The sequence below is a fragment of the Rhizobium sp. P40RR-XXII genome (genome assembly GCF_012641405.1).
Classification (GTDB): Bacteria; Pseudomonadota; Alphaproteobacteria; order Rhizobiales; family Rhizobiaceae; genus Rhizobium.
This window is the reverse complement of sequence record NZ_JABAII010000003.1, coordinates 421,557-439,726: the sequence shown is the minus strand read 5'-3', so window position 1 is coordinate 439,726 and position 18,170 is coordinate 421,557. Positions and strand designations below refer to the sequence as shown.

The window sequence follows — 18,170 nt, the reverse complement described above, 5'->3', positions numbered from 1 at the left end:
TGGCGCCTACGGCTGGGCGCTCGCGCTTGTGGAAGCACTCCGCGCATGCTGGCGCGCCATTTCGCGTGGCGAATGGCCGAAGGCACGCTTGAACATGGTCGTGAAGGCCGCCGGGTTCTTGTAGCCAAGATCGATTGCGATCGTCGTCACCGGCGTTCCCGCGACAAGTCGCGGAAGTGCGGCATGCAGGCAGGCCTGCTCGCGCCATTTGACGAAGCTGAGCCCCGTCTCGAGACGGAACATTCGGGTAAAAGCACGACGGCTCATGCTCATATGGCCGGCCCATGCATCGATCGTATCGTGCGTTGTCGGCCGCCTCAGGAAATCCTGGCACTTCTCGGCGAGCATTCGGTGGTGCGGGATCGGCAAGGACAGCGGCAGCGGCTTCAGCCGCGCCAGCTCGTACAGAAGCAAGGTCATCAAGGCACCGGCCCGATCGTTGACGTCATAGTCGACGGGAATATCGACGGCTTCGGCAATGAGCGTGCGCAACAGCGGTGATATTTCAACGACCTGACAATGATCCGGCATTGTTTCGATGGCCTCGGGCCGAATGTAGACGCTGCGCATGCTGACATTGCCAAGCATGCGCACGCTGTGGATCACGCCTGGCGGGATCCACATGCCGCGCTCCGGCGGCATGACCAGCGTGCCGTCCGGAGTGGTGACGATCACCACGCCCGAAAAGCCGTATAGCAACTGGGCGCGGCGATGCTGGTGCGGATCGACGCGATGCCCGTCCCTATATTCATTGCCGAGGGCAACGAGTGGCCGGTCGACATCGATGAACGGATCTATGCGGCTGTTTCTGACCATTCTGGCCCAGTCTCGTAATAATTGCGCCTTATCGCGGTAGCGGGCGATATTGTTTTCCAATATCAGCGCGGCAAATGATTTGAAAGTGAGAGCCATGAGCCAGGTCATGAACCCGCCGCGGGCGGCTGCAACGATATATCCGGTCCTTCTGGTAGCCAGTCTCGGCCACTTCATCAACGACGTCACCCAGGCTCTGCTGCCGGCCAGCTATCCCGTGCTCAAGACCGGCTTCGATCTCACCTTTGCTCAGCTCGGCGTGCTGACCTTCGTCTACCAGATCACCGCCTCGATCCTGCAGCCCTTCGTCGGCTGGTACACGGACGGACGTCCCCAGCCCTATTCCCTGCCCTTCGGCATGGCCTGCAGCTGCACCGGCATGATCACTCTCGGAATGGCCTCGAACTATCCGACCCTGTTGATGGGCGCGATGCTGCTAGGCCTCGGCTCCTCGATCTTCCACCCCGAGGCATCCCGCATTGCGCGCCTGGCATCGGGCGGCAAGCACGGCTTCGCACAGTCGCTGTTTCAGGTCGGCGGCAATTTCGGCACCTCGCTCGGTCCGCTGCTGGCCGCTTTCTTCATCCTTCCGCACGGCCAGCACGGCATGGCTGCGCTTGCAAGCCTGGCATTCCTCGGCATCCTCGTTCTCGGAGGACTGGGCCGCTGGTATCAAGTCAATGGCGGGCACCTGCGCGCGCCGGCCAAAACGGGCAAGCCCCATAAGGCGCTAAGCCTGTCGCGCGCCCGCGTCGGCCTGGCCATCGCCGTCCTGATCGCGTTGATTTTCTCGAAGTATTTCTATCTGGCGAGCTTCACCAGCTACTACAATTTCTACCTGATGGCCCGGTTCGGTGTCACCGAACGGACGGCCCAGCTCTGCCAGTTCGTGTTCTTCGCGGCTGTTGCCATCGGTACGATGGTTGGCGGCCCGGTTGGCGACCGCATCGGCCGCAAGAAGGTCATCTGGGGATCCATTCTCGGTATCCTGCCCTTCACCATCGTGCTGCCGCACGCCAACCTTGAAACGACGATCATCCTCAGCGCGATCATCGGCACCGTCATCGCGTCCGCCTTTTCCGCGATCGTCGTCTATGCACAGGAACTGCTGCCTGGCCGCGTCGGCATGGTTTCGGGCCTCTTCTTCGGCTTTGCCTTTGGCATGGGCGGCATCGGGGCGGCGGCACTTGGCATCCTCGCCGACCATACGAGTATCGAATTCGTCTTCGAGCTTTGCGCCTTCCTGCCGCTGATCGGGCTTTTGACGATCCTGTTGCCGAGCGTGGAAGATTGAGGCTATTCAGAGCCGGCTTGGCCGGTCAATGTTGCGAGACAAAAAGGTCACACCTCGAAGCGTTTGCTGATCGCGCCACCCAGAAGTTGCGGATGTTTCACAACCGCATATTGAGCTGCCTCACAAATTGTCTATTTTGCCGTGCTGCAATTGTGGGCGCAAAGTCGAACCCCAGGATTTTGCGAAGCCACCGCTTCGCCCTTGCTTTGCGGATGCCTACGCAACCATTCGGAGTTCAGGCAGACAATGACATTCCCGACGATACAGCTTCCGCAGAGAGCTCTCACGCTTGCTCAGGGCGTGATTACAATGCCGAGAGCCGTCTATTTCTCGTTGCCGGTATTGATCGCCCTGACTGTCTTCATGGCGATTTCCGAAATGCCTGGCATATTGAGGGATTGGACGATCAGCCAAAATCCCGTCATGCTCGATAGCGGCGATATTCGCGATGGAAAATGCTCAACCCGGAAAGGCTTCTTTACCAACTGCTCGGCCCATCTCACCTATGATTATCAGGGCCAGAACTATGACAAGGATGTCGAGATCATGTTCGTCGACATCCATGCCGGCGACTATGACACGGATCTCGTCGTCTCCGGCGATCACCCGGAGTTGGCGACCCTCAGCCTCGGGCTTGATATGCTCTGGAACCGGATCATCACGCTTGCCGTGTTCGTTGCCCTGCTCGGCGGCGCCTGCATCGCCATGATCTTCCAGCTCTTGCGCATCTGGCGAGTTCGCGGGCAGCTGCGCCAACCCGCTCAACTGGTGCCGGTTCCCGTCGAAATCACCACGTTTCAGCGCAAAGGCAAGCGATTGACGGTGACCTATGCGGATAAGATCGCCGACAGAAAGACGGGGCGAGCGGCACACACACGCTTCGAGCCCGGACAGGAACCTCTGGTCGTCGATGAAAAGGACGGCAAGGCCGTGGCGCTCGCCGCCTGGCATGGAAATGCGGCTCTGCCGGTGCTTCTGGACAGCCGGCTGGAACGGATCGACATGACGGCGGAAGAGCGCGCCAGAACTCTCGCTCCGCTGACAACAGAACTAGGCAGCCACCCGCCGGAACTCGCTGTCCAAGGAAAGAAAGGCCCGTCCATCATGGCGCGGCTTGCCAGAGCCCTGCTCGTCATACTCCTGATCATCGGCGGCCTTTTCGGCTACTGGCTCTGGTATGTGACCAGCGCCGGCTCGCAGTTTACGTCGCCGGCCATGGATCTCAACAATATGATGCCCACTCCTCTCAACCGCTGGGGCTGCGATCAGTTGAAGAAGCGTTTCGGCGATCAACGGGCGCCCTTCGGATGCACCGCAGCGGACTATACCAGCTGGAAGTGACGTTGAACTGGTATCGATGGACGCGGCTTCCTCAAGGAGCCGCGTCCATGCGCGACGCCTCGTCCCTGCCCGATGGTGTCGGGCAGGGACGAGGGTGGGCCGTTTCCGACCACGCGGGAACAATGACCGGCGAATGTCGTTTGGCTTCCATTGTCGACTTGGAGCTTACACGACCTGGAGCCTGCTATGAGCCCGCGCGCGCAATGGAAGGGATACCTGAAATTCGGAGAGGTCAGCTGCGCCGTCGCCCTTTATACGGCGGTCTCGACCTCGGAGCGGATTTCCTTCCATACGCTGAACCGGGAAACCGGCAATCGCGTCAGGCGCGAATTCATTGACAGCCAGACCGAACAACCGGTGCCGCGTGACGACCAGGTCAAGGGTTATGAACTCAACAAGGACGACTACATCGTGCTGGAGCCCGAGGAGGTCGCCGCCGCCGTGCCGGAAAGCGACAAGGTTCTTCGCGTAAAAGCCTTTCTCGCGTGGTCGGATATCGACGACGTCTATTTCGACCGGCCCTACTATCTCGCCCCTTCCGCCTCGGCCAGCGAGGAAGCCTTTGCGCTGATCCGCGAGGGCATGCGCAAGAAGAAGGTGGCCGCCATTGCCCAGGCCGTCCTGTTTCGCCGTCTGCGAACGCTGATGATCCGCGCGCACGGCAAGGGGCTGATCGCCACCACCCTGAACTTCGACTATGAGGTCCGCTCGGCCAGGGAAGCTTTTGAGGACGTGCCCGACATGAAGATCAAGGGCGAGATGCTCGATCTTGCCAAGCATATCATTGCCACGAAGGAAGGCAGCTTCGACGCCAGTGAATTCGACGATCGCTACGAAGCCGCGCTGACGGAGCTCGTCAAGGCCAAGATCGAAGGCAAGGCGATCCCGCAACGCAAGCCGGCGAAGGTTGCCAAGGTGACCGACCTCATGGAGGCCTTGCGCCAGAGCGCCGGCGCGGATGGCGGCGGCAAGGCAGGTCCGAAGCACACCTCACAGAAGGCCGGCTCGACGTCTCGCAAGGCAGAGAAATCACAAGCCGCATCCTCATCCCGGTCGCAGCGCAAGGCGGGCTGACGATGGTATTGGAAACCTATAACCGCAAACGTGATTTCACGAGAACGACCGAGCCGAAAGGGCTGGCAAACAAGGGAAAGCAGAGAGCCTCAGGAGACAGCTTCGTCATCCAGAAACACGATGCGCGCCGCCTTCATTACGATTTCCGCCTCGAACTCGACGGCGTCCTGAAGAGCTGGGCCGTGACCAAGGGGCCCAGCCTCGTGCCGGGCGAGAAGCGGCTCGCCGTGCAGACCGAAGACCATCCACTGGAATACGGCGATTTCGAAGGCACGATCCCGAAAGGCGAATATGGCGGAGGCACCGTCCTCGTCTGGGACAAGGGCTCCTGGACGCCGCTTGGCGATCCCCACAAAGGTCTGAACAAGGGACATCTCGAATTCGAGCTCCATGGGAAAAAGCTCGGTGGCCGCTGGCGCCTGATCCGCATGGCGGGAAAGCCGCGCGAAAAGCGCGAAAACTGGTTGCTGATCAAAGGGGAAGACGATGCGGCCCGCCCGGAAGGGGCACCTGACATCCTCGACGAGCGGCCGGAATCGGCGAAAACGGGACGCGTCATCGATGAGGTTGAAGGCGAAAAACCGGGCTGGTCCTCGAAGACCGGCAAGATCGATCGCAGGAAGAGCCGGACAGAGAATGGCGCTGCCGAGAAAAAGACGGGCCGATCCGAACCGGAAGCGGATGCGAAAGCTGTCGATCCAGCGTCCCTGAAGGGCGCCAGGAAGGCTCCCTTGCCGGCCTACATCGAGCCGGCCCTGGCAACGCTCGTAGCAAAACCACCTTCAGGGACGCGCTGGCTTCACGAAATCAAATTCGACGGCTATCGGCTCGAGGCCCGCATAGAGGCCGGGCGCATCAAGCTGCTCACCCGCAGCGGCCTCGACTGGGCGGGCAAGTTCGGCAAGGAGATCATCGCCGCTTTCAGTGATCTGCCTGTCGGCACGGCGATCATCGATGGCGAACTGGTCGTCGAGCCGGCGGCCGGTGCCTCGGACTTTTCAGCACTTCAGGCCGACCTCAGCGAAGGCCGCAGCGATCGCTTCGTCTTCTATGCCTTCGATCTCCTCTATCTCGATGGCTATGATCTCGGCGCTTGTCCATTGGTCAGCCGCAAGAAACTGCTACAGACGATCATTTCATCCGAAACCGGGATCCTCCGCTTCAGCAGCCATTTTGATGAAAACGGCGATTTGCTGCTGAGCCATGCCTGCCGGCTTAGCCTCGAAGGGATCGTCTCCAAGATCGCCAATGATCCCTATCGCCCCGGCCACGGAAAGACCTGGGTCAAATCGAAATGTTCGTCGCGGCAGGAATTCGTCATCGGCGGCTGGGTTCCCTCCACGACATCGCGAAAGGCGATCGGCTCGCTGGTTCTCGGCGTCTATGACGGTGGCAAGCTCGAACATGTCGGTCGCGTCGGCACGGGCTACACGCACATCGTTGCCGAGCAGCTTTTCAAAACGCTCGGCCGCCTGAAAGCGGAGGAGAATCCCTTTGCAACGAAGCTGACGGCAGAGGAAAATCGCGGCGTCCGCTTCGTGCGGCCCGAACTGGTAGCGGAGGTCGAGTTCCGCGCGTGGACGGCCGATGGTCACCTGCGTCACGCCTCCTTCCGTGGCTTGAGAGAGGACAAGAACCCGCTCGATATCGTTCGCGAAACACCGAAAGCGGCGACAGCAGCCTCAGCCGAAAAGCCTGTCCGCAGCAGCGTGTCCTTGACGCATGGCGACCGTCTCTACTGGCCGGACGAAGGCGTCACCAAGGCAGGACTTGCAGACTATTACACCGAGGTTTGGCGCTACATGGGTCCCTACATCGTCGGTCGGCCTCTCGCGCTCGTGCGCTGTCCGAACGGCATCAACGGCCAGCATTTCTTCCAGAAGCATGCCTGGAAAGGCATGAACCGGAATATCGCCCTGGCGAAAGATCCGCAGGACGAAGAGCCCTATGTGAGTATCAACGACCTGAACGGCCTGATCGGTCTCGTGCAGGCGGCCGTTCTCGAAATCCATCCCTTGGGATCGATGGTCGGCAATTGGGAAAAACCTGACATGATCATCATGGACCTCGATCCGGGGCCGGGCGTCGCCTGGACCGAGGTCATCGCCGCTGCGGAAGAAACCGGCGAGCGGTTGAAACAGGCAGGTCTCGTTCCCTTCATCAAGACGTCGGGCGGCAAAGGCCTGCATATCGTCTGCCCGCTGGTTGCCAAGGCCGAATGGCCTGCCGTCAAGGCCTTTACCAAGGGTGTCGCCGACGCGATGGCGGCGGACAGCCCCGGGCGCTATGTTTCGACCATCACGAAATCGAAACGACGCGGCAAGATCCTCATCGATTATCTCAGGAACCAGCGCGGTTCGACGGCGGTTGCGCCCTATTCCACCCGCGCTCGTCCGGGAGCCGCGGTCTCCATGCCGCTATCCTGGGACGAACTGAGCCCGGCCATCGGCCCGGACTACTTCACCGTACCCAACGTGGCGACACGGCTTGCCGCGCTCCGCTCGGATCCCTGGGCCGACTTCAGAGCCGCAGCCGAACCGTTGCGTCAATCGAAAGCAAAAGGCAAACGTGGTTCATGACGAAGTGGGCGGCTATCGTCTCTTGCCGCCCTTCTCCTGCGAGAGGCTCTTTCGAAGCGCATCCATGATGGAGATGACATTGCTCGGCGCGGCTTCCTCTGCCACCTTCGCCTTTACCGGTCGCTTGCGGCCCTTCTTCTTGGAGGCGATAATGTCGAGCAACTTTTCCTGGACGGGGTCCGAGACCATGTCGGGATCCCACGGCTTCATCCGCTCTTCTATGAGCTCCTCGACCAGCCGCATCAGCTTGGTGTCCACCGATTTCGACCCGATGTCGCCGAAATAATCCCGATCGTCACGCACCTCGTCGCCAAAGCGCAAGGTCCAAAGCACGATGCCCTTATCTCGAGGCTCCAGCATGACGGCTCTTTCGCGGGATATGCCGACCATGCCGCTCGCCTCCATCGCGTCGCGAATGACGCAGTAAGCCTCCTCGCCGACGGGATCGTCCGGCGTCAGATAATGCGGGGTATCGAACCAAATCCATTCGATGCCGTCTCGCGGCCCGAACATCTCGATATCGATCGTCCGCGTGCTTTCCAGGGCGACAGCGTCGAGCTCCTCGTCCTCGAGCACGACATAGTCGTCCTCGCCACGCTCATATCCCTTGACTTCATCGTCCTCATCCACCGCCGTGCCGGTCACGGAATCCACATATCGGCTGACGATGCGATTGCCTGTCTTCCTATTAAGCGTATGGAAGCGAACCTTTTCATTGTCGCTGGTTGCTGGCGCCATGGCGACGGGGCAGGTCACGAGCGACAGCTTGAGGTAACCCTTCCAGAATGATCGCGGAGCCATGAATTTTTCCTCCAATACGAGAAGAGGAACGGTCTTCGCCACGCATGGTTCCGCTCGACCCATCCGTGGTTCCTGTCATGTCTGAAAGGCAACTCGACCGGATCGGTCGGTTTGCCTATAATTTCCATGGCTACGGATCGCTTCAGCCCATAGGCGATCGATTTGGCGGGAATAGAAACATGGATCAGTTCAGCAGTACCGCCACGACGCTCCTTTCCAGCAGAGATCGCGGCTGGAAGGGATTCGAGGCGAACTTCCTTCATCTCCAGGCTGGCCGCACCCATGTGCCCGGATCACAGACGCATCGGCTGGGCATTCACTTCGGGCGAGCCGTGAACGCATTTTGCCAATGCGACGGCCTGCAGCATCGCCGCCGACAGAAACATGGTGACATCGACATTGTTCCGGCGGAACTGGATGGCTGGTGGGAAGATGACCGCGACTGCACCGTTCTGCGCCTGAATATTCGCCCTGAGCTCCTTCGATCCGCCGCTCAAGCGCTTGGTCGAAATCCCGACACGGTTTCGCTGACACCAAAATTCCAGCTTCGGGATGCCCGGCTGGAATCGATCGCCTGGGCCATCAAGACCGAGATAGAGGCACCCATACCATCAGACCGGACATACGCCGAGGCATTGGGATTGGCTTTGGCGATCCGCCTGGTGGAAAGCGGGGGACAGGAAGCGGCAGGCATCACCGCGACAGGCGCGACGTTAACGGACAAGCAAAAACGGCGCGTGATGGAATTTATCGAAGAGCATATCGACAAGTCGCTGTCTCTCGCCGATTTGGCAGAGATTGCCGGGTTCAGCGTATCGCATCTGAAGCCGCTCTTTCGCGCCACATTCGGAATGCCGGTTCATCAATATGTTCTGGCACGCCGGGTCGAGCATGCAAGATTGCTCATCCTGTCCGGCGACATGCCCCTTGCCCAGGTCGCAGCAGCGACCGGCTTTGCCCATCAGAGTCACATGAGCCACTGGATGCGGCGCATTCTGGGCCTCACCCCAGGAATGATCAACCGAATGCATGCCTAAAGCGCGTCGCGATCTTTCAGATTCGCTTCGCGCGCTTTAGGTCCTTGAATTTACGCATGCCGTTTTCGCAAAACCGCGGCACACTTCTGCGCGATATGCTTTCGCTTCGATTGTCGTCCGAACCTGCAACCGACCATCCGATCATGTGCGCTCCGATGAGCGCAGACGGATAGGCTGCAGGAGTATTGACAGGAGAAGACCCCATGCATGCCATTCTCGGTGCCAGCGGAAAAGTCGGCCGCACGACCATCAGCTCCCTGCGGAAGGCCGGCGTTCCGGTTCGCGCCATACTGCGAGACCCCTCGAAAGCAAAGGAATTTTCCGAACTCGGCTGCGAGATCGCCGTCGCCGAGATAAACGATCACCAAGCTTTGACCGCCGCGCTGACGGGCGCCAGAGCGGTTCAGGTCATCTGCCCCGTCGACGTTCGCGCGCAGCAGCCCCGCTCGAGCATGATGCAATTGATCGATTCAATCGGTGCTGCCTTGGCGATGGCCAAACCACAAACCATTCTCGCCATTTCCGACTATGGCGCACAACACGATTCCGGAACCGGCATCACCCTGCTCTTTCACGCGTTGGAAATGCGTCTGCGAAAGCTGGATTGCAAGCTTATCCTTCTGCGCTCGGCCGAGCATATGGAGAACTGGGCTCGTCTGGCAAAGGCCGCAGCCGAAAGCGGCCGATTGCCGAGCTTCTACCATCCTCTGACCAAGGCTCTTCCAACCGTCTCCGCCTTCGATGTCGGCGCGATCGCTGCCGATCTGCTTCTGGAGAAGACAGATGCAATCGAGAGACTTGTCCATGTCGAAGGGCCGCGACGCTATACGCCGGAGGATGTTGCCGCTGCCATAGCGTCTCTGACCGGCCGCAGCGTTATCGCTCAACCGCTACCCGAGGCCGACTGGCAGACGGTATGGCAGCGGGCCGGACTGTCCGAGGAATACGCACGATTGCTGGTCGAGCTCTATATCGCCCACAATGCCGGCCGAATAAACGCGGAAAGCGGCGTTGGAGAAATCCGTCGAGGGACGACCGAAATGATCGACGTGTTGCGGCGACTTCTCAAGAGCTGAGCGCATATATCGCTGTCAATGCGCACCGCCGCTGCCACCCTCCTTGAGATCGACATTGCTGAGGATCAGGGCAAGCGGAATGGCACAGAGCACGATCAGCATCAGCACGTGGAACACATCGACATAGGCGAGATAGCTCGCCTGTGTCTGCACCTGCTGCTCGATCCACGCGGTCGCCTGCGCCCGCGCATCCGCTACCGTCGTACCCTTTTCGGCAAAATAGCGCGACATGGTCTGCAGCGTCTCCTGGTAGGCCGGCGAGGATGGCACGATATGCTCGACAAGGCGGCTCTGATGCCATTGCTCGCGATGCGCCAGGACATTCGACGCGACGCACACGCCAATGGAACCGCCGATATTGCGGGCTGCATTGATCATGGCGGACGCCTGGTTGGTCTGCTCCGGCCTGAGGCCGTAATAGGAGGCCGAAGTGATCGGGATGAAGATCAGCGGCAGGCCGAGACCGATATAGAGGCGCGACCAGACGAAGAATCCGAAGTTTAAGCCGGGATAGAGCCGTGTCAATTGCCACATGGATACAGCAATGATCGCAGCGCCGATGGCAATCAGATATTTCGGTTGAACCAGCGAATTCACGCGCCCGGCGACAAACATCATGACCATGGTGACAAGCCCGCCGGGCGACAGGACAAGCCCGGCCCAAGTCGCCGTATAGCCGTAGTTCTGCTGCACGACCTCGGGAATGAACTGCGTCGTCGCGATCAGGATGGCGCCGGTCGCCATCATGACGATGAAGCAGGACCCGAATTGCCGGGTGCCAAGCAACCATCCATCGATGATCGGGTTGGCCTTGGTCAGAACCCATGGGATCGCGAGGAGAAATGCAAGAACGCATAGGGCAGTCATCATAATGATAAAGCCTGAGCCGAACCAGTCATCGGTCTGGCCTCGATCCAGCACGAGTTCCAACGCGCCGAGAAAGGTTGCCACCAGCAGAAAGCCGACAAGATCGAAGCGGACTCCTTTTCGCCGATACTCCTCGCGCATTTGCTTCGTCTGAGGCGTTTCCTTCAACAGCACATAGACCAGGGCAAAGGCGAAGACGCCGACGGGGCCGTTGATAAGAAAACACCAATGCCAGGAAAGATTGTCGGAGAGATAGCCGCCCAATGTCGGTCCGATGACCGGCGCGACGACGACGGCGACGCCGAAAAGAGCGAAGGCCTGCCCGCGCTTTGCGGGCGGAAAGGCATCGGCGAGGATCGCCTGCGAGGTCGGCACCATGCCGCCGCCGGCAAAGCCCTGGATCATCCGGAACACCAGCAGAGTTTCCAGATTCCAGGACAGCCCGCACAGGACTGAAGCGATCGTGAAGGTCGCCAGACACAGGAGATAGAACCTGCGACGGCCGAACCGCTCGGCAAAATAGCTGCTGGCAACAAGCACGATCGCATTGGAGACCAGATAGGTCGTGACCACCCAGGAGGCCTGGTCAGAGCTGACAGCGAGGCCACCGGAAATATAGCGCAAGGCGACGTTGGCGATCGTCGTGTCGAGCACTTCCATGAAGGTTGCCAGCGACACCACGATGGCAATTAGCCAGGGGTTTGTGGCTTGCGCTGAGGACGCCCCCGCTCCGCCCGCCGTTGCGCTTGCGCCGCTCATATCAGCTCCTCGGGCGCACCGTCACCGTCGGCACCACGGACATGCCGGGGCCTATGGCAACATCTGCGGGCCATTTGTCGACGATGATCTTGACCGGCACGCGCTGTGTGACCTTGACGTAATTGCCGGTCGCGTTTTCGGCCGGCAATAGCGAGAAAGCCGTTCCGGAGCCCGGCTGGACGGATGCCACCTTGCCGTGGAGCTTATGCTCCGGATAGGCATCGATCGTGAGCTCCACGGGCTGGCCCGGCCGCATATCCGTCAGCTGCGTCTCCTTGAAGTTTGCCGTAATCCAAATGTCGTCGGGAACGAAAGTCGAGATCGCCTGCCCCGCATCGATATATTGGCCCTTGGCGCCGGTGAGGCGGACGACGCGGCCCGGCTGGGCTGCGGTGATCGTCGTATAGCTTAGGTTCTGCTGTGCCTCTTCCGCCTGCGCTTGCGCCTGTTTCAGACTGGCAAGCGCACTGGATTTCTGCGCTTCCGCGACGGTCTTGTTCTTCAATGCGGAGGTTACGCTCGCCTGCATCTGCGCAAGACTTGCCTGATCCTGCTGCAGGGTCGAGGCCGCTTGTTGGACGGCCTGCTCGCTGCCGGAACCGCTCTTGACCAATTGCTGCTGACGAGCGGATTCCTGCTGCGCATATTGAAGGGCGGCGGCGGAGGAATTCTGTTGCGCTTTGGCGACGTCGACGGATGCATTGGCTGCTTCGATCTGCGCGCCGGCGCTATCAACGGCCGCCCTGGCGACCTCGACCTGCCCATTCGCCTGATCGAGCGCAATCTGATAGTCACGCGGCTCGATCCGCAAAATGACATCGCCGGCCTTGACATGCTGGTTGTCGGTCACGGGAACTTCCGCGACATAACCGGCAACCTTGGCAGCCACGGAAAAGCTGCGCGCACCGACGAAAGCGTCATCCGTCGACTCGTAAGGATAGAAATAGATCTTCCAGCCGAACCACGCGCCAACGATCAGAGCCACCAGCACCACGATGCCGGAAAGAATCCAGAAGGGATGACGATGGACGAATGAAGGCCGCTTTTCCACCGAGGAATCGGCCTGACGGTCCGCATCCTCAAACGGCCGCTGTTTCCGCCGAGCCGGCTTGGTTTCCATGATATTGGGTTGATTGTCAGCCATGACATGACCTTTGCTTGTTGTCGTGAGGGGTTCAGCTCCCGGTCAATCGGTTGAAACGATGGTCAATACTGCAAAAAGCGTCGGATCTTTTTCAGATCCCGAACGAAGGCAAGCCGGCTCTTTTCCTTTTCATCCTGTTCCCTGATCCGCAAAAGTGCCGAGGGATGAATGGTCACGAGAACATCGGGCTTTCCTGAGGAATGTAGGACATGGCCACGGTCGCGCATGACCTTGACCTTCGAGCCGAGCAGCGAGGACACCGCTGTCGCGCCGAGTGCGACGACCAGCTTCGGCTTCAGGAGCTCGAGCTCAGCTCCGAGCCACCAGGCGCAACGCTGCACTTCTCCGGCATTGGGCCGCGCATGCAGGCGCTTCTTGCCGCGCAGCTGGTATTTGAAATGCTTGACGGCGTTGGTCACGTAGCAGCGATCCCGGTCCACCCCCGCCTCTTCGAGGCACTGATCGAGAAGCCGGCCCGCCGGCCCGACGAAAGGCTGCGCGGCCAGATCCTCCTTGTCGCCGGGCTGTTCGCCGACGAGCACGATATCGGCCGTATCAGGGCCTTCGCCGAAGACGAGATGGGTAGCATTGCGATAAAGGTCGCACCGCGTGCACGAGCGAGCATCGTCGCGCAGTTCATCGAGGGATTCTGCGTCCGCATGTTCATATGCCAGCGAGGGACCTGTACCGGCCAAAGGAAATCTATCGAGCATTGGGGGCTCGCAATGGTTCCAGACTCTACGACGATCAACTAATCGCAGTTCTCTTTGTTCCATGCTCGGGTGCCCACTGTAGGGGAACCCACGTCTCCGCCGTTCGTTAGAACGATGAAACGATGAGAACGGAGGAACCCGTCATGAACAGCGACAGCAAAATCGGCGCCTTTGCGCTGAGCGCATTCTTCAATGACGAATATGATGCGGAGGCAGCGGCCCACGCACTCATGGATGCCGGCATACCCAAGGATGCAATCACCATGACGCCGGGCAATCGACCGGATACATCGCCGATCGATCATATGGGCTTTCTCGATGCGCTGACCGGGATCTTCTTTCACGAGGAACAGCGTGCCGCCTATGCGGCGGCTCTCGAACAGGGCGGAACACTGGTAACCGTACAGGAAATGAACGAGGCCCAGCACAACATCGCCCTGCCGATCCTGGCTGAGAAAGGTCAGATAGACCTCAACGAACGCAACAGTTGATCCGTTCCCCTTGCCGTGCGGGAACAACCGATACCTGGATATCTCCAGCTGAATTAACCCGGATGAATTTGCAACGACCTTGCTTATCAACCCGACGGCCGGCCTGGGAGGTGTTCATCGCTTGGGATCTTCTGCGCGTCCATGAACCCGTGCGCCCACTCGTCTCGACGGTGGTCGCTTTCCGGAAAGGGATTGCTGTCGCCTGTTGCACCCTTTTGGAAGGCCTTCCTGCCGAGTTCATAAGCGTCCGTCTCGGAAATCGCGTCGTCCTTGCTCATGGCCGATACCCGCCCGTTGTCATCAAGCGTGCATCGAGACAGGCCATCACGAAGGCTGGTCTGGATGCTTCGACCGGAATTCGGTGCGAAACGGCTGCGACACAGCGCTCCCTCGCATGGGCATAGGAGGAGCCTCTTTCGCACGGCCATCGCCGCGACAGGAAATGGATTGCATCTTCCGGCCCCCGGACAGTCTGGTAGACCTGATCTCCCGCGGTAAGCCGGACAGGCGCGTTCCAAAGCATTTTAAATTCGACATCAATGACTTCGTGCATGCGATCCTCCCACTTCGTGGAGGTCCCTCCCTTTGTGAAGAACCGCAGACGCGGCCGTTTGTTCCTGAAGCCCGCAGCAATCCGGCTTCGTGAGATTCTTTCGCTCCGATTTGGAAACTTTTATCGGCCCAGAATGTTCTGAACGCTAGGTCTCACGAGGCGCAGGTCCCATGAGGCGAACGCCAGCCTTTGTCTCGCCTTGCGGTTCACTTTCAGTTCACGCGAAACCATTTATAAGCGATCAACTCACTCTGGATTGACCGATGGACAATTCGACGGGCCCCTATAGCCAGATGTTCCGGGGCAAACGGCTTTTGATCGTGGAGGACAGCTATTTCCTCGCCGACGACGCACGGCAAAAATTGCAAGAGCTCGGCGCGATCATAGTCGGACCGGTCGATGACATCGAACACGCCGTCGACCTCATTGAGACAGGCGACGCTGATGCGGCAATCCTGGATTTGCATCTCGTTACGGAACCCGCCTTTTCTCTCGTTGAGCAGCTTGAAAGGCGCAGGCTTCCCTATGTCTTCGCCCTTGGTCGGGAGCCGTCGGGCGCAATCGCGGATTTTGCCGGCTTTGTGCTATGCGGGAGATCGGTTGCCATGGAGCACATCGCCAAGGCCTTGTTCGGTAACCGAAACCAAGATCTCTAGCGCCGATCCTCATCAAGGCGGACGGCCAACTGTTGCCGTGCCCGATTGATCCTGCTTTTCACCGTGCCGATCGCGCAGCCGAATTTTTCCGCCGCGGCATCATAGGATCGCCCCTCTATGACAACATATTCAAGCACCGCCCGATAAGGTTCAGGCAGGTGATTGCAAGCCTCCTCCAACTCCCTTGCCCGGATCGTCCATTCCTGCGACGGCAAGGCGATGCCTTCACCGGAAACACATTTCTTGCTGCCCGGGGCCTCGCGCTTGGCAATGCGGAACTTCGTGCAAAACGTATTGCGCATGATCGTGAACAGCCACGATTTCAGCCGGGTGCCACGGTCGAATTGATTGAGATTGGCCAATGCCTTCGCCAAGGTCTCCTGAACCAGATCGTCGGCATCGTTGGTATTTCTGTGAAAGGTCCGCGCAAAGGCGCGAAGGGCGGGAATAAGTTCGACTATTTCGGTTTGCAGACCGGTTGTTGAATACAGGTCGGTCACAACTTTCCTCCTCGACAGGTTCCAATGAAGCGCCTCCTCGCCCGCACTGCATGCAGCACCCGATCTCGTTCAACGCCTGCCATGCGCGATGAAGATCGGCATCCATGCAGGTGCCGGCTCAATCGCCATTGGTCTTGATCTGATTAGTCTTTACTTTTCGCCGTAAGTCGCGATGTGTTACCGGGATGCTTTGGATTGCCTCTCGGGCTTTAGACGCCATTTACATCTGGCTGGGAAACGGCTGTATTCCGCGCTTGTTCCATCCAATTTCAAAAATTGCCAGATGTAGCTGGGGAAGAGATCGAAAAAGAAGCGAGCCGATCCGGAATTCGGCTATCGCTCGATTGTCCCGTTGCGGCGAATCTTGCGTTGGAGAAGCATGATGCCCATAGAGCAAGGCTTCCGCGGTCGGTGGACAGCCCGGCACGTAGATATCGATGGGAACGACCCGATCGCAGCCGCGCACGACCGAGTAGGAATAGTGATAATAGCCGCCGCCATCGGCGCAGGAGCCCATCGAGATAACGTAGCGCTGCTCGGGCATTTGATCGTAGACCTTGCGCAGCGCCGGCGCCATCTTGTTGCAAAGCGTGCCTGCGACAATCATTAAATCCGATTGCCTCGGGCTGGCCCTTGGCGCAGCGCCGATGCGTTCGACATCATAGCGCGGCATTGACATCTGCATCATTTCGATCGCGCAGCATGCGAGCCCGAACGTCATCCACGTCAGCGATCCCGTGCGCGCCCAGGTGACGAGCTCGTCCGTGCTGGGGACAAGAAAGCCTTTGTCTGCAAGTTCGCTATTGATCGTCCCCATAAATGGATCGCCGCCTGGAGCTTCACCAGGATGTTGAAAGTCACTGATCACAGGACGGTCTTTGAAGGAAGACATGGCCCGTTCTCCATAGGAAAGACACCTCTAACTTCCGTGGGACCGGCTTGTTCCGGAGCGCAGAAATCCAAAAACTTGGAAACAATTGCGCGGCTGTCGCGTTTGAAGGCGGCAATGCAGCAATCGAGGAGCAAACCCCATGAAAAGCCCAGCCCCCATGAGAAACGGTGCTCAGGAACTTGCGAAGGAGTATCTGCGGCTCGGCGGACACAGGCTTCTGGTCATGGATGACAATATCCTGTCGACCGAAAGCTGGGAAGCAGACACCCCGGAAGCCGAGACCTTCTGGAGACGGAAGATCGAGATACTCGAACCAAGGCAACGCAACGAAGTTATGTCGTTTCTCCCCTCCATCAATGTCACCTAGCGGGAGGCTCACCGGCTTTGCCGCGTCCCGAAGCAAGCCGCTCCAGACATGGCTATGAATAGATGATGAAGACAGGTGCGATCCGTATCGGTATTTCAGGCTGGACCTACGCCCCCTGGCGCGGTGTTTTCTATCCGAAGGGCACGACGCAGAAGCGCGAACTGGCCTATGCCTCCCGGCAGTTTCCCTCCATCGAGATCAACGGAACATTCTACGGGCTGCAGCGTCCCGAGACTTTTGCAAAATGGCGGGACGAGACCCCGGATGGCTTCGTCTTTGCCGTCAAGGGCTCGCGCTACATAACTCATATGCGCAAGCTGCGCGATGTCGAAACACCGCTCGCCAATTTCATAGCTTCGGGCTTGCTGCGCCTTGGGCCGAAGCTTGGCCCGATCCTCTGGCAGTTTCCGCCGCGGCTGCGGTTCGACCCCGGACTCTTTTCCGCCTTCATGGCAATGCTGCCGAAGGACACCCGTGCGGCAGCCAGTCTTGCCAGGCGACGCGATGCATGGATGGAAGGCCGCGACTGGCTGGAGATCGACGAAAACAGGCCGCTGCGCCATGCATTCGAGATCCGCAACGAGAGCTTTGCGCAGGCCGATTTCATCAGGCTGCTGAGGGAACACAAGATGGGACTCGTCTGTGCCGACACGGTCGAATGGCCGTTGCTCATGGATCTTACGGCGGATTTTGTCTATTGCCGCCTCCATGGCTCGGAAGAGCTCTATGTCAGCGGCTACGACGACAATGCCCTGGATCTATGGGCAAGACGGATCAGCGCCTGGGCGCACGGCCGCGAGCCCGCCGACGCCAAGCGCGTCTTGCAGCCGCTGAAATCGTCCGCGAAAGGCCGCGACGTCTATGTCTATTTCGACAATGACGTGAAAGTCAGGGCACCCTTCGATGCCCGACGGCTGGCCGAGCGGCTCGGGCTTGCTTCACCCGTCGAAGCCATGCGACCCCCTGCACGGAAGCGCCCGCACAAACCCGAGATTACAGAAGAGGCCCGCCAGCATTGGCCGGGCCGATAAGGTCCTCTTCACTACACGAGAAAGACGCCGGCTCGGTTCGGATCACTCCAATCGGCCCCATGCCGGGTCCCAGGGGTCCTGATCGGGTCGAGCTGCCTCGACAATGCGCTTGGTCAACGGCACGGCACTTCGTTTCCCCATCTACTACCTCCAAGGCTTGGAACGGGATACCACCGCGAGGG

Annotated in this window: 18 protein-coding genes and 1 pseudogene; 10 read left to right on the top strand and 9 right to left on the bottom strand. The window is 59.5% G+C overall.

What is annotated here, in order from left to right:
- Positions 1-6 precede the first annotated feature (6 nt).
- Complete coding sequence (locus HGP16_RS08420) at positions 7-912, bottom strand: AraC family transcriptional regulator (RefSeq protein WP_246705501.1); 906 nt, start codon at positions 910-912, stop codon at positions 7-9.
- On the opposite strand from HGP16_RS08420, the gene HGP16_RS08415 reads away from it, so the two are divergent.
- From HGP16_RS08415 to ligD, 4 genes are all read left to right on the top strand, one after another.
- On the top strand, positions 911-2,107 hold the full coding sequence (locus HGP16_RS08415; protein WP_168839549.1) for an MFS transporter: 1,197 nt from the start codon (positions 911-913) through the stop codon (positions 2,105-2,107). The genes HGP16_RS08420 and HGP16_RS08415 overlap by 2 nt on opposite strands.
- A 246-nt stretch (positions 2,108-2,353) precedes the next feature.
- The gene (locus HGP16_RS08410; protein WP_168839548.1) at positions 2,354-3,448 is read left to right on the top strand and encodes a hypothetical protein; all 1,095 of its coding nucleotides are present in this window, start codon (positions 2,354-2,356) and stop codon (positions 3,446-3,448) included.
- A gap of 186 nt (positions 3,449-3,634) precedes the next feature.
- A complete protein-coding gene (locus tag HGP16_RS08405) occupies positions 3,635-4,522 on the top strand; it encodes a Ku protein (RefSeq protein ID WP_168839547.1) in 888 nt (295 codons plus the stop codon).
- Between the two features lie 2 nt (positions 4,523-4,524).
- Positions 4,525-7,101 carry a DNA ligase D gene (ligD, locus tag HGP16_RS08400; protein WP_168839546.1) on the top strand — a complete coding sequence of 859 codons (2,577 nt, stop codon included), beginning with the start codon at positions 4,525-4,527 and terminating at the stop codon, positions 7,099-7,101.
- Positions 7,102-7,113: 12 nt separating this feature from the next.
- Here the strand turns inward: ligD and HGP16_RS08395 are convergent, their stop codons facing one another.
- The gene (locus tag HGP16_RS08395; protein WP_168839545.1) at positions 7,114-7,902 is read right to left on the bottom strand and encodes a Ku protein; all 789 of its coding nucleotides are present in this window, start codon (positions 7,900-7,902) and stop codon (positions 7,114-7,116) included.
- Positions 7,903-8,081: 179 nt separating this feature from the next.
- Here HGP16_RS08395 and HGP16_RS08390 point away from each other — a divergent pair, with 179 nt between their 5' ends.
- On the top strand, positions 8,082-8,939 hold the full coding sequence (locus tag HGP16_RS08390) for an AraC family transcriptional regulator (protein WP_168839544.1): 858 nt from the start codon (positions 8,082-8,084) through the stop codon (positions 8,937-8,939).
- Between the two features lie 203 nt (positions 8,940-9,142).
- Complete coding sequence (locus HGP16_RS08385) at positions 9,143-10,015, top strand: NAD(P)H-binding protein (protein ID WP_168839543.1); 873 nt, start codon at positions 9,143-9,145, stop codon at positions 10,013-10,015.
- 15 nt (positions 10,016-10,030) lie between these two features.
- On the opposite strand, the gene HGP16_RS08380 is transcribed toward HGP16_RS08385, so the two are convergent.
- The 3 genes from HGP16_RS08380 to HGP16_RS08370 form a co-directional block, all read right to left on the bottom strand.
- Positions 10,031-11,641: a DHA2 family efflux MFS transporter permease subunit gene (locus tag HGP16_RS08380; RefSeq protein ID WP_168839542.1), complete on the bottom strand. Its 1,611-nt coding sequence runs from the start codon at positions 11,639-11,641 to the stop codon at positions 10,031-10,033.
- A 1-nt stretch (position 11,642) separates the two neighbouring features.
- On the bottom strand, positions 11,643-12,785 hold the full coding sequence (locus HGP16_RS08375) for an HlyD family secretion protein (protein WP_168839541.1): 1,143 nt from the start codon (positions 12,783-12,785) through the stop codon (positions 11,643-11,645).
- 62 nt (positions 12,786-12,847) lie between these two features.
- On the bottom strand, positions 12,848-13,498 hold the full coding sequence (locus tag HGP16_RS08370) for a UdgX family uracil-DNA binding protein (RefSeq protein ID WP_168839540.1): 651 nt from the start codon (positions 13,496-13,498) through the stop codon (positions 12,848-12,850).
- Between the two features lie 143 nt (positions 13,499-13,641).
- Between HGP16_RS08370 and HGP16_RS08365 the strand changes: the two genes are divergently transcribed.
- Positions 13,642-13,989 (top strand): hypothetical protein, encoded by a 348-nt coding sequence (locus HGP16_RS08365; protein ID WP_168839539.1) that lies wholly within the window; start codon positions 13,642-13,644, stop codon positions 13,987-13,989.
- Between the two features lie 86 nt (positions 13,990-14,075).
- On the opposite strand, the gene HGP16_RS08360 is transcribed toward HGP16_RS08365, so the two are convergent.
- Positions 14,076-14,267: a hypothetical protein gene (locus tag HGP16_RS08360; protein ID WP_168839538.1), complete on the bottom strand. Its 192-nt coding sequence runs from the start codon at positions 14,265-14,267 to the stop codon at positions 14,076-14,078.
- Positions 14,264-14,512 (bottom strand): DUF982 domain-containing protein, encoded by a 249-nt coding sequence (locus HGP16_RS08355; protein ID WP_246703301.1) that lies wholly within the window; start codon positions 14,510-14,512, stop codon positions 14,264-14,266. The genes HGP16_RS08360 and HGP16_RS08355 overlap by 4 nt, the downstream gene beginning before the upstream one ends.
- Positions 14,513-14,805: 293 nt before the next feature.
- Between HGP16_RS08355 and HGP16_RS08350 the strand changes: the two genes are divergently transcribed.
- On the top strand, positions 14,806-15,198 hold the full coding sequence (locus HGP16_RS08350; RefSeq protein WP_168839536.1) for a response regulator: 393 nt from the start codon (positions 14,806-14,808) through the stop codon (positions 15,196-15,198).
- Here the strand turns inward: HGP16_RS08350 and HGP16_RS08345 are convergent.
- Together HGP16_RS08345 and HGP16_RS08340 are read right to left on the bottom strand one after the other, a co-directional pair.
- Entirely contained in the window at positions 15,195-15,698 is a 504-nt protein-coding gene (locus HGP16_RS08345; protein ID WP_168839535.1) for a sigma-70 family RNA polymerase sigma factor, read from the bottom strand. The genes HGP16_RS08350 and HGP16_RS08345 overlap by 4 nt on opposite strands.
- A gap of 333 nt (positions 15,699-16,031) precedes the next feature.
- Positions 16,032-16,590 (bottom strand): annotated as a pseudogene (locus tag HGP16_RS08340) (NuoB/complex I 20 kDa subunit family protein).
- Positions 16,591-16,729: 139 nt separating this feature from the next.
- On the opposite strand from HGP16_RS08340, the gene HGP16_RS08335 reads away from it, so the two are divergent.
- Positions 16,730-16,957, top strand: a complete 228-nt coding sequence (locus HGP16_RS08335; RefSeq protein ID WP_246703279.1) for a hypothetical protein — start codon at positions 16,730-16,732, stop codon at positions 16,955-16,957.
- A 62-nt stretch (positions 16,958-17,019) separates the two neighbouring features.
- Entirely contained in the window at positions 17,020-17,988 is a 969-nt protein-coding gene (locus tag HGP16_RS08330) for a DUF72 domain-containing protein (protein ID WP_168839534.1), read from the top strand.
- Positions 17,989-18,170 lie beyond the last annotated feature (182 nt).

What these genes read in the sequence shown, in the direction of transcription:
- HGP16_RS08415 (WP_168839549.1), top strand. Translation starts at nt 911, where the DNA reads ATGAGCCAGGTCATGAACCCGCCGCGGGCGGCTGCAACGATATATCCG.
- HGP16_RS08420 (WP_246705501.1), bottom strand. Translation starts at nt 912, where the DNA reads ATGGCTCTCACTTTCAAATCATTTGCCGCGCTGATATTGGAAAACAAT.
- HGP16_RS08410 (WP_168839548.1), top strand. Translation starts at nt 2,354, where the DNA reads ATGACATTCCCGACGATACAGCTTCCGCAGAGAGCTCTCACGCTTGCT.
- HGP16_RS08405 (WP_168839547.1), top strand. Translation starts at nt 3,635, where the DNA reads ATGAGCCCGCGCGCGCAATGGAAGGGATACCTGAAATTCGGAGAGGTC.
- ligD (WP_168839546.1), top strand. Translation starts at nt 4,525, where the DNA reads ATGGTATTGGAAACCTATAACCGCAAACGTGATTTCACGAGAACGACC.
- HGP16_RS08395 (WP_168839545.1), bottom strand. Translation starts at nt 7,902, where the DNA reads ATGGCTCCGCGATCATTCTGGAAGGGTTACCTCAAGCTGTCGCTCGTG.
- HGP16_RS08390 (WP_168839544.1), top strand. Translation starts at nt 8,082, where the DNA reads ATGGATCAGTTCAGCAGTACCGCCACGACGCTCCTTTCCAGCAGAGAT.
- HGP16_RS08385 (WP_168839543.1), top strand. Translation starts at nt 9,143, where the DNA reads ATGCATGCCATTCTCGGTGCCAGCGGAAAAGTCGGCCGCACGACCATC.
- HGP16_RS08380 (WP_168839542.1), bottom strand. Translation starts at nt 11,641, where the DNA reads ATGAGCGGCGCAAGCGCAACGGCGGGCGGAGCGGGGGCGTCCTCAGCG.
- HGP16_RS08375 (WP_168839541.1), bottom strand. Translation starts at nt 12,785, where the DNA reads ATGGCTGACAATCAACCCAATATCATGGAAACCAAGCCGGCTCGGCGG.
- HGP16_RS08370 (WP_168839540.1), bottom strand. Translation starts at nt 13,498, where the DNA reads ATGCTCGATAGATTTCCTTTGGCCGGTACAGGTCCCTCGCTGGCATAT.
- HGP16_RS08365 (WP_168839539.1), top strand. Translation starts at nt 13,642, where the DNA reads ATGAACAGCGACAGCAAAATCGGCGCCTTTGCGCTGAGCGCATTCTTC.
- HGP16_RS08360 (WP_168839538.1), bottom strand. Translation starts at nt 14,267, where the DNA reads ATGAGCAAGGACGACGCGATTTCCGAGACGGACGCTTATGAACTCGGC.
- HGP16_RS08355 (WP_246703301.1), bottom strand. Translation starts at nt 14,512, where the DNA reads ATGCTTTGGAACGCGCCTGTCCGGCTTACCGCGGGAGATCAGGTCTAC.
- HGP16_RS08350 (WP_168839536.1), top strand. Translation starts at nt 14,806, where the DNA reads ATGGACAATTCGACGGGCCCCTATAGCCAGATGTTCCGGGGCAAACGG.
- HGP16_RS08335 (WP_246703279.1), top strand. Translation starts at nt 16,730, where the DNA reads ATGAAAAGCCCAGCCCCCATGAGAAACGGTGCTCAGGAACTTGCGAAG.
- HGP16_RS08330 (WP_168839534.1), top strand. Translation starts at nt 17,020, where the DNA reads ATGATGAAGACAGGTGCGATCCGTATCGGTATTTCAGGCTGGACCTAC.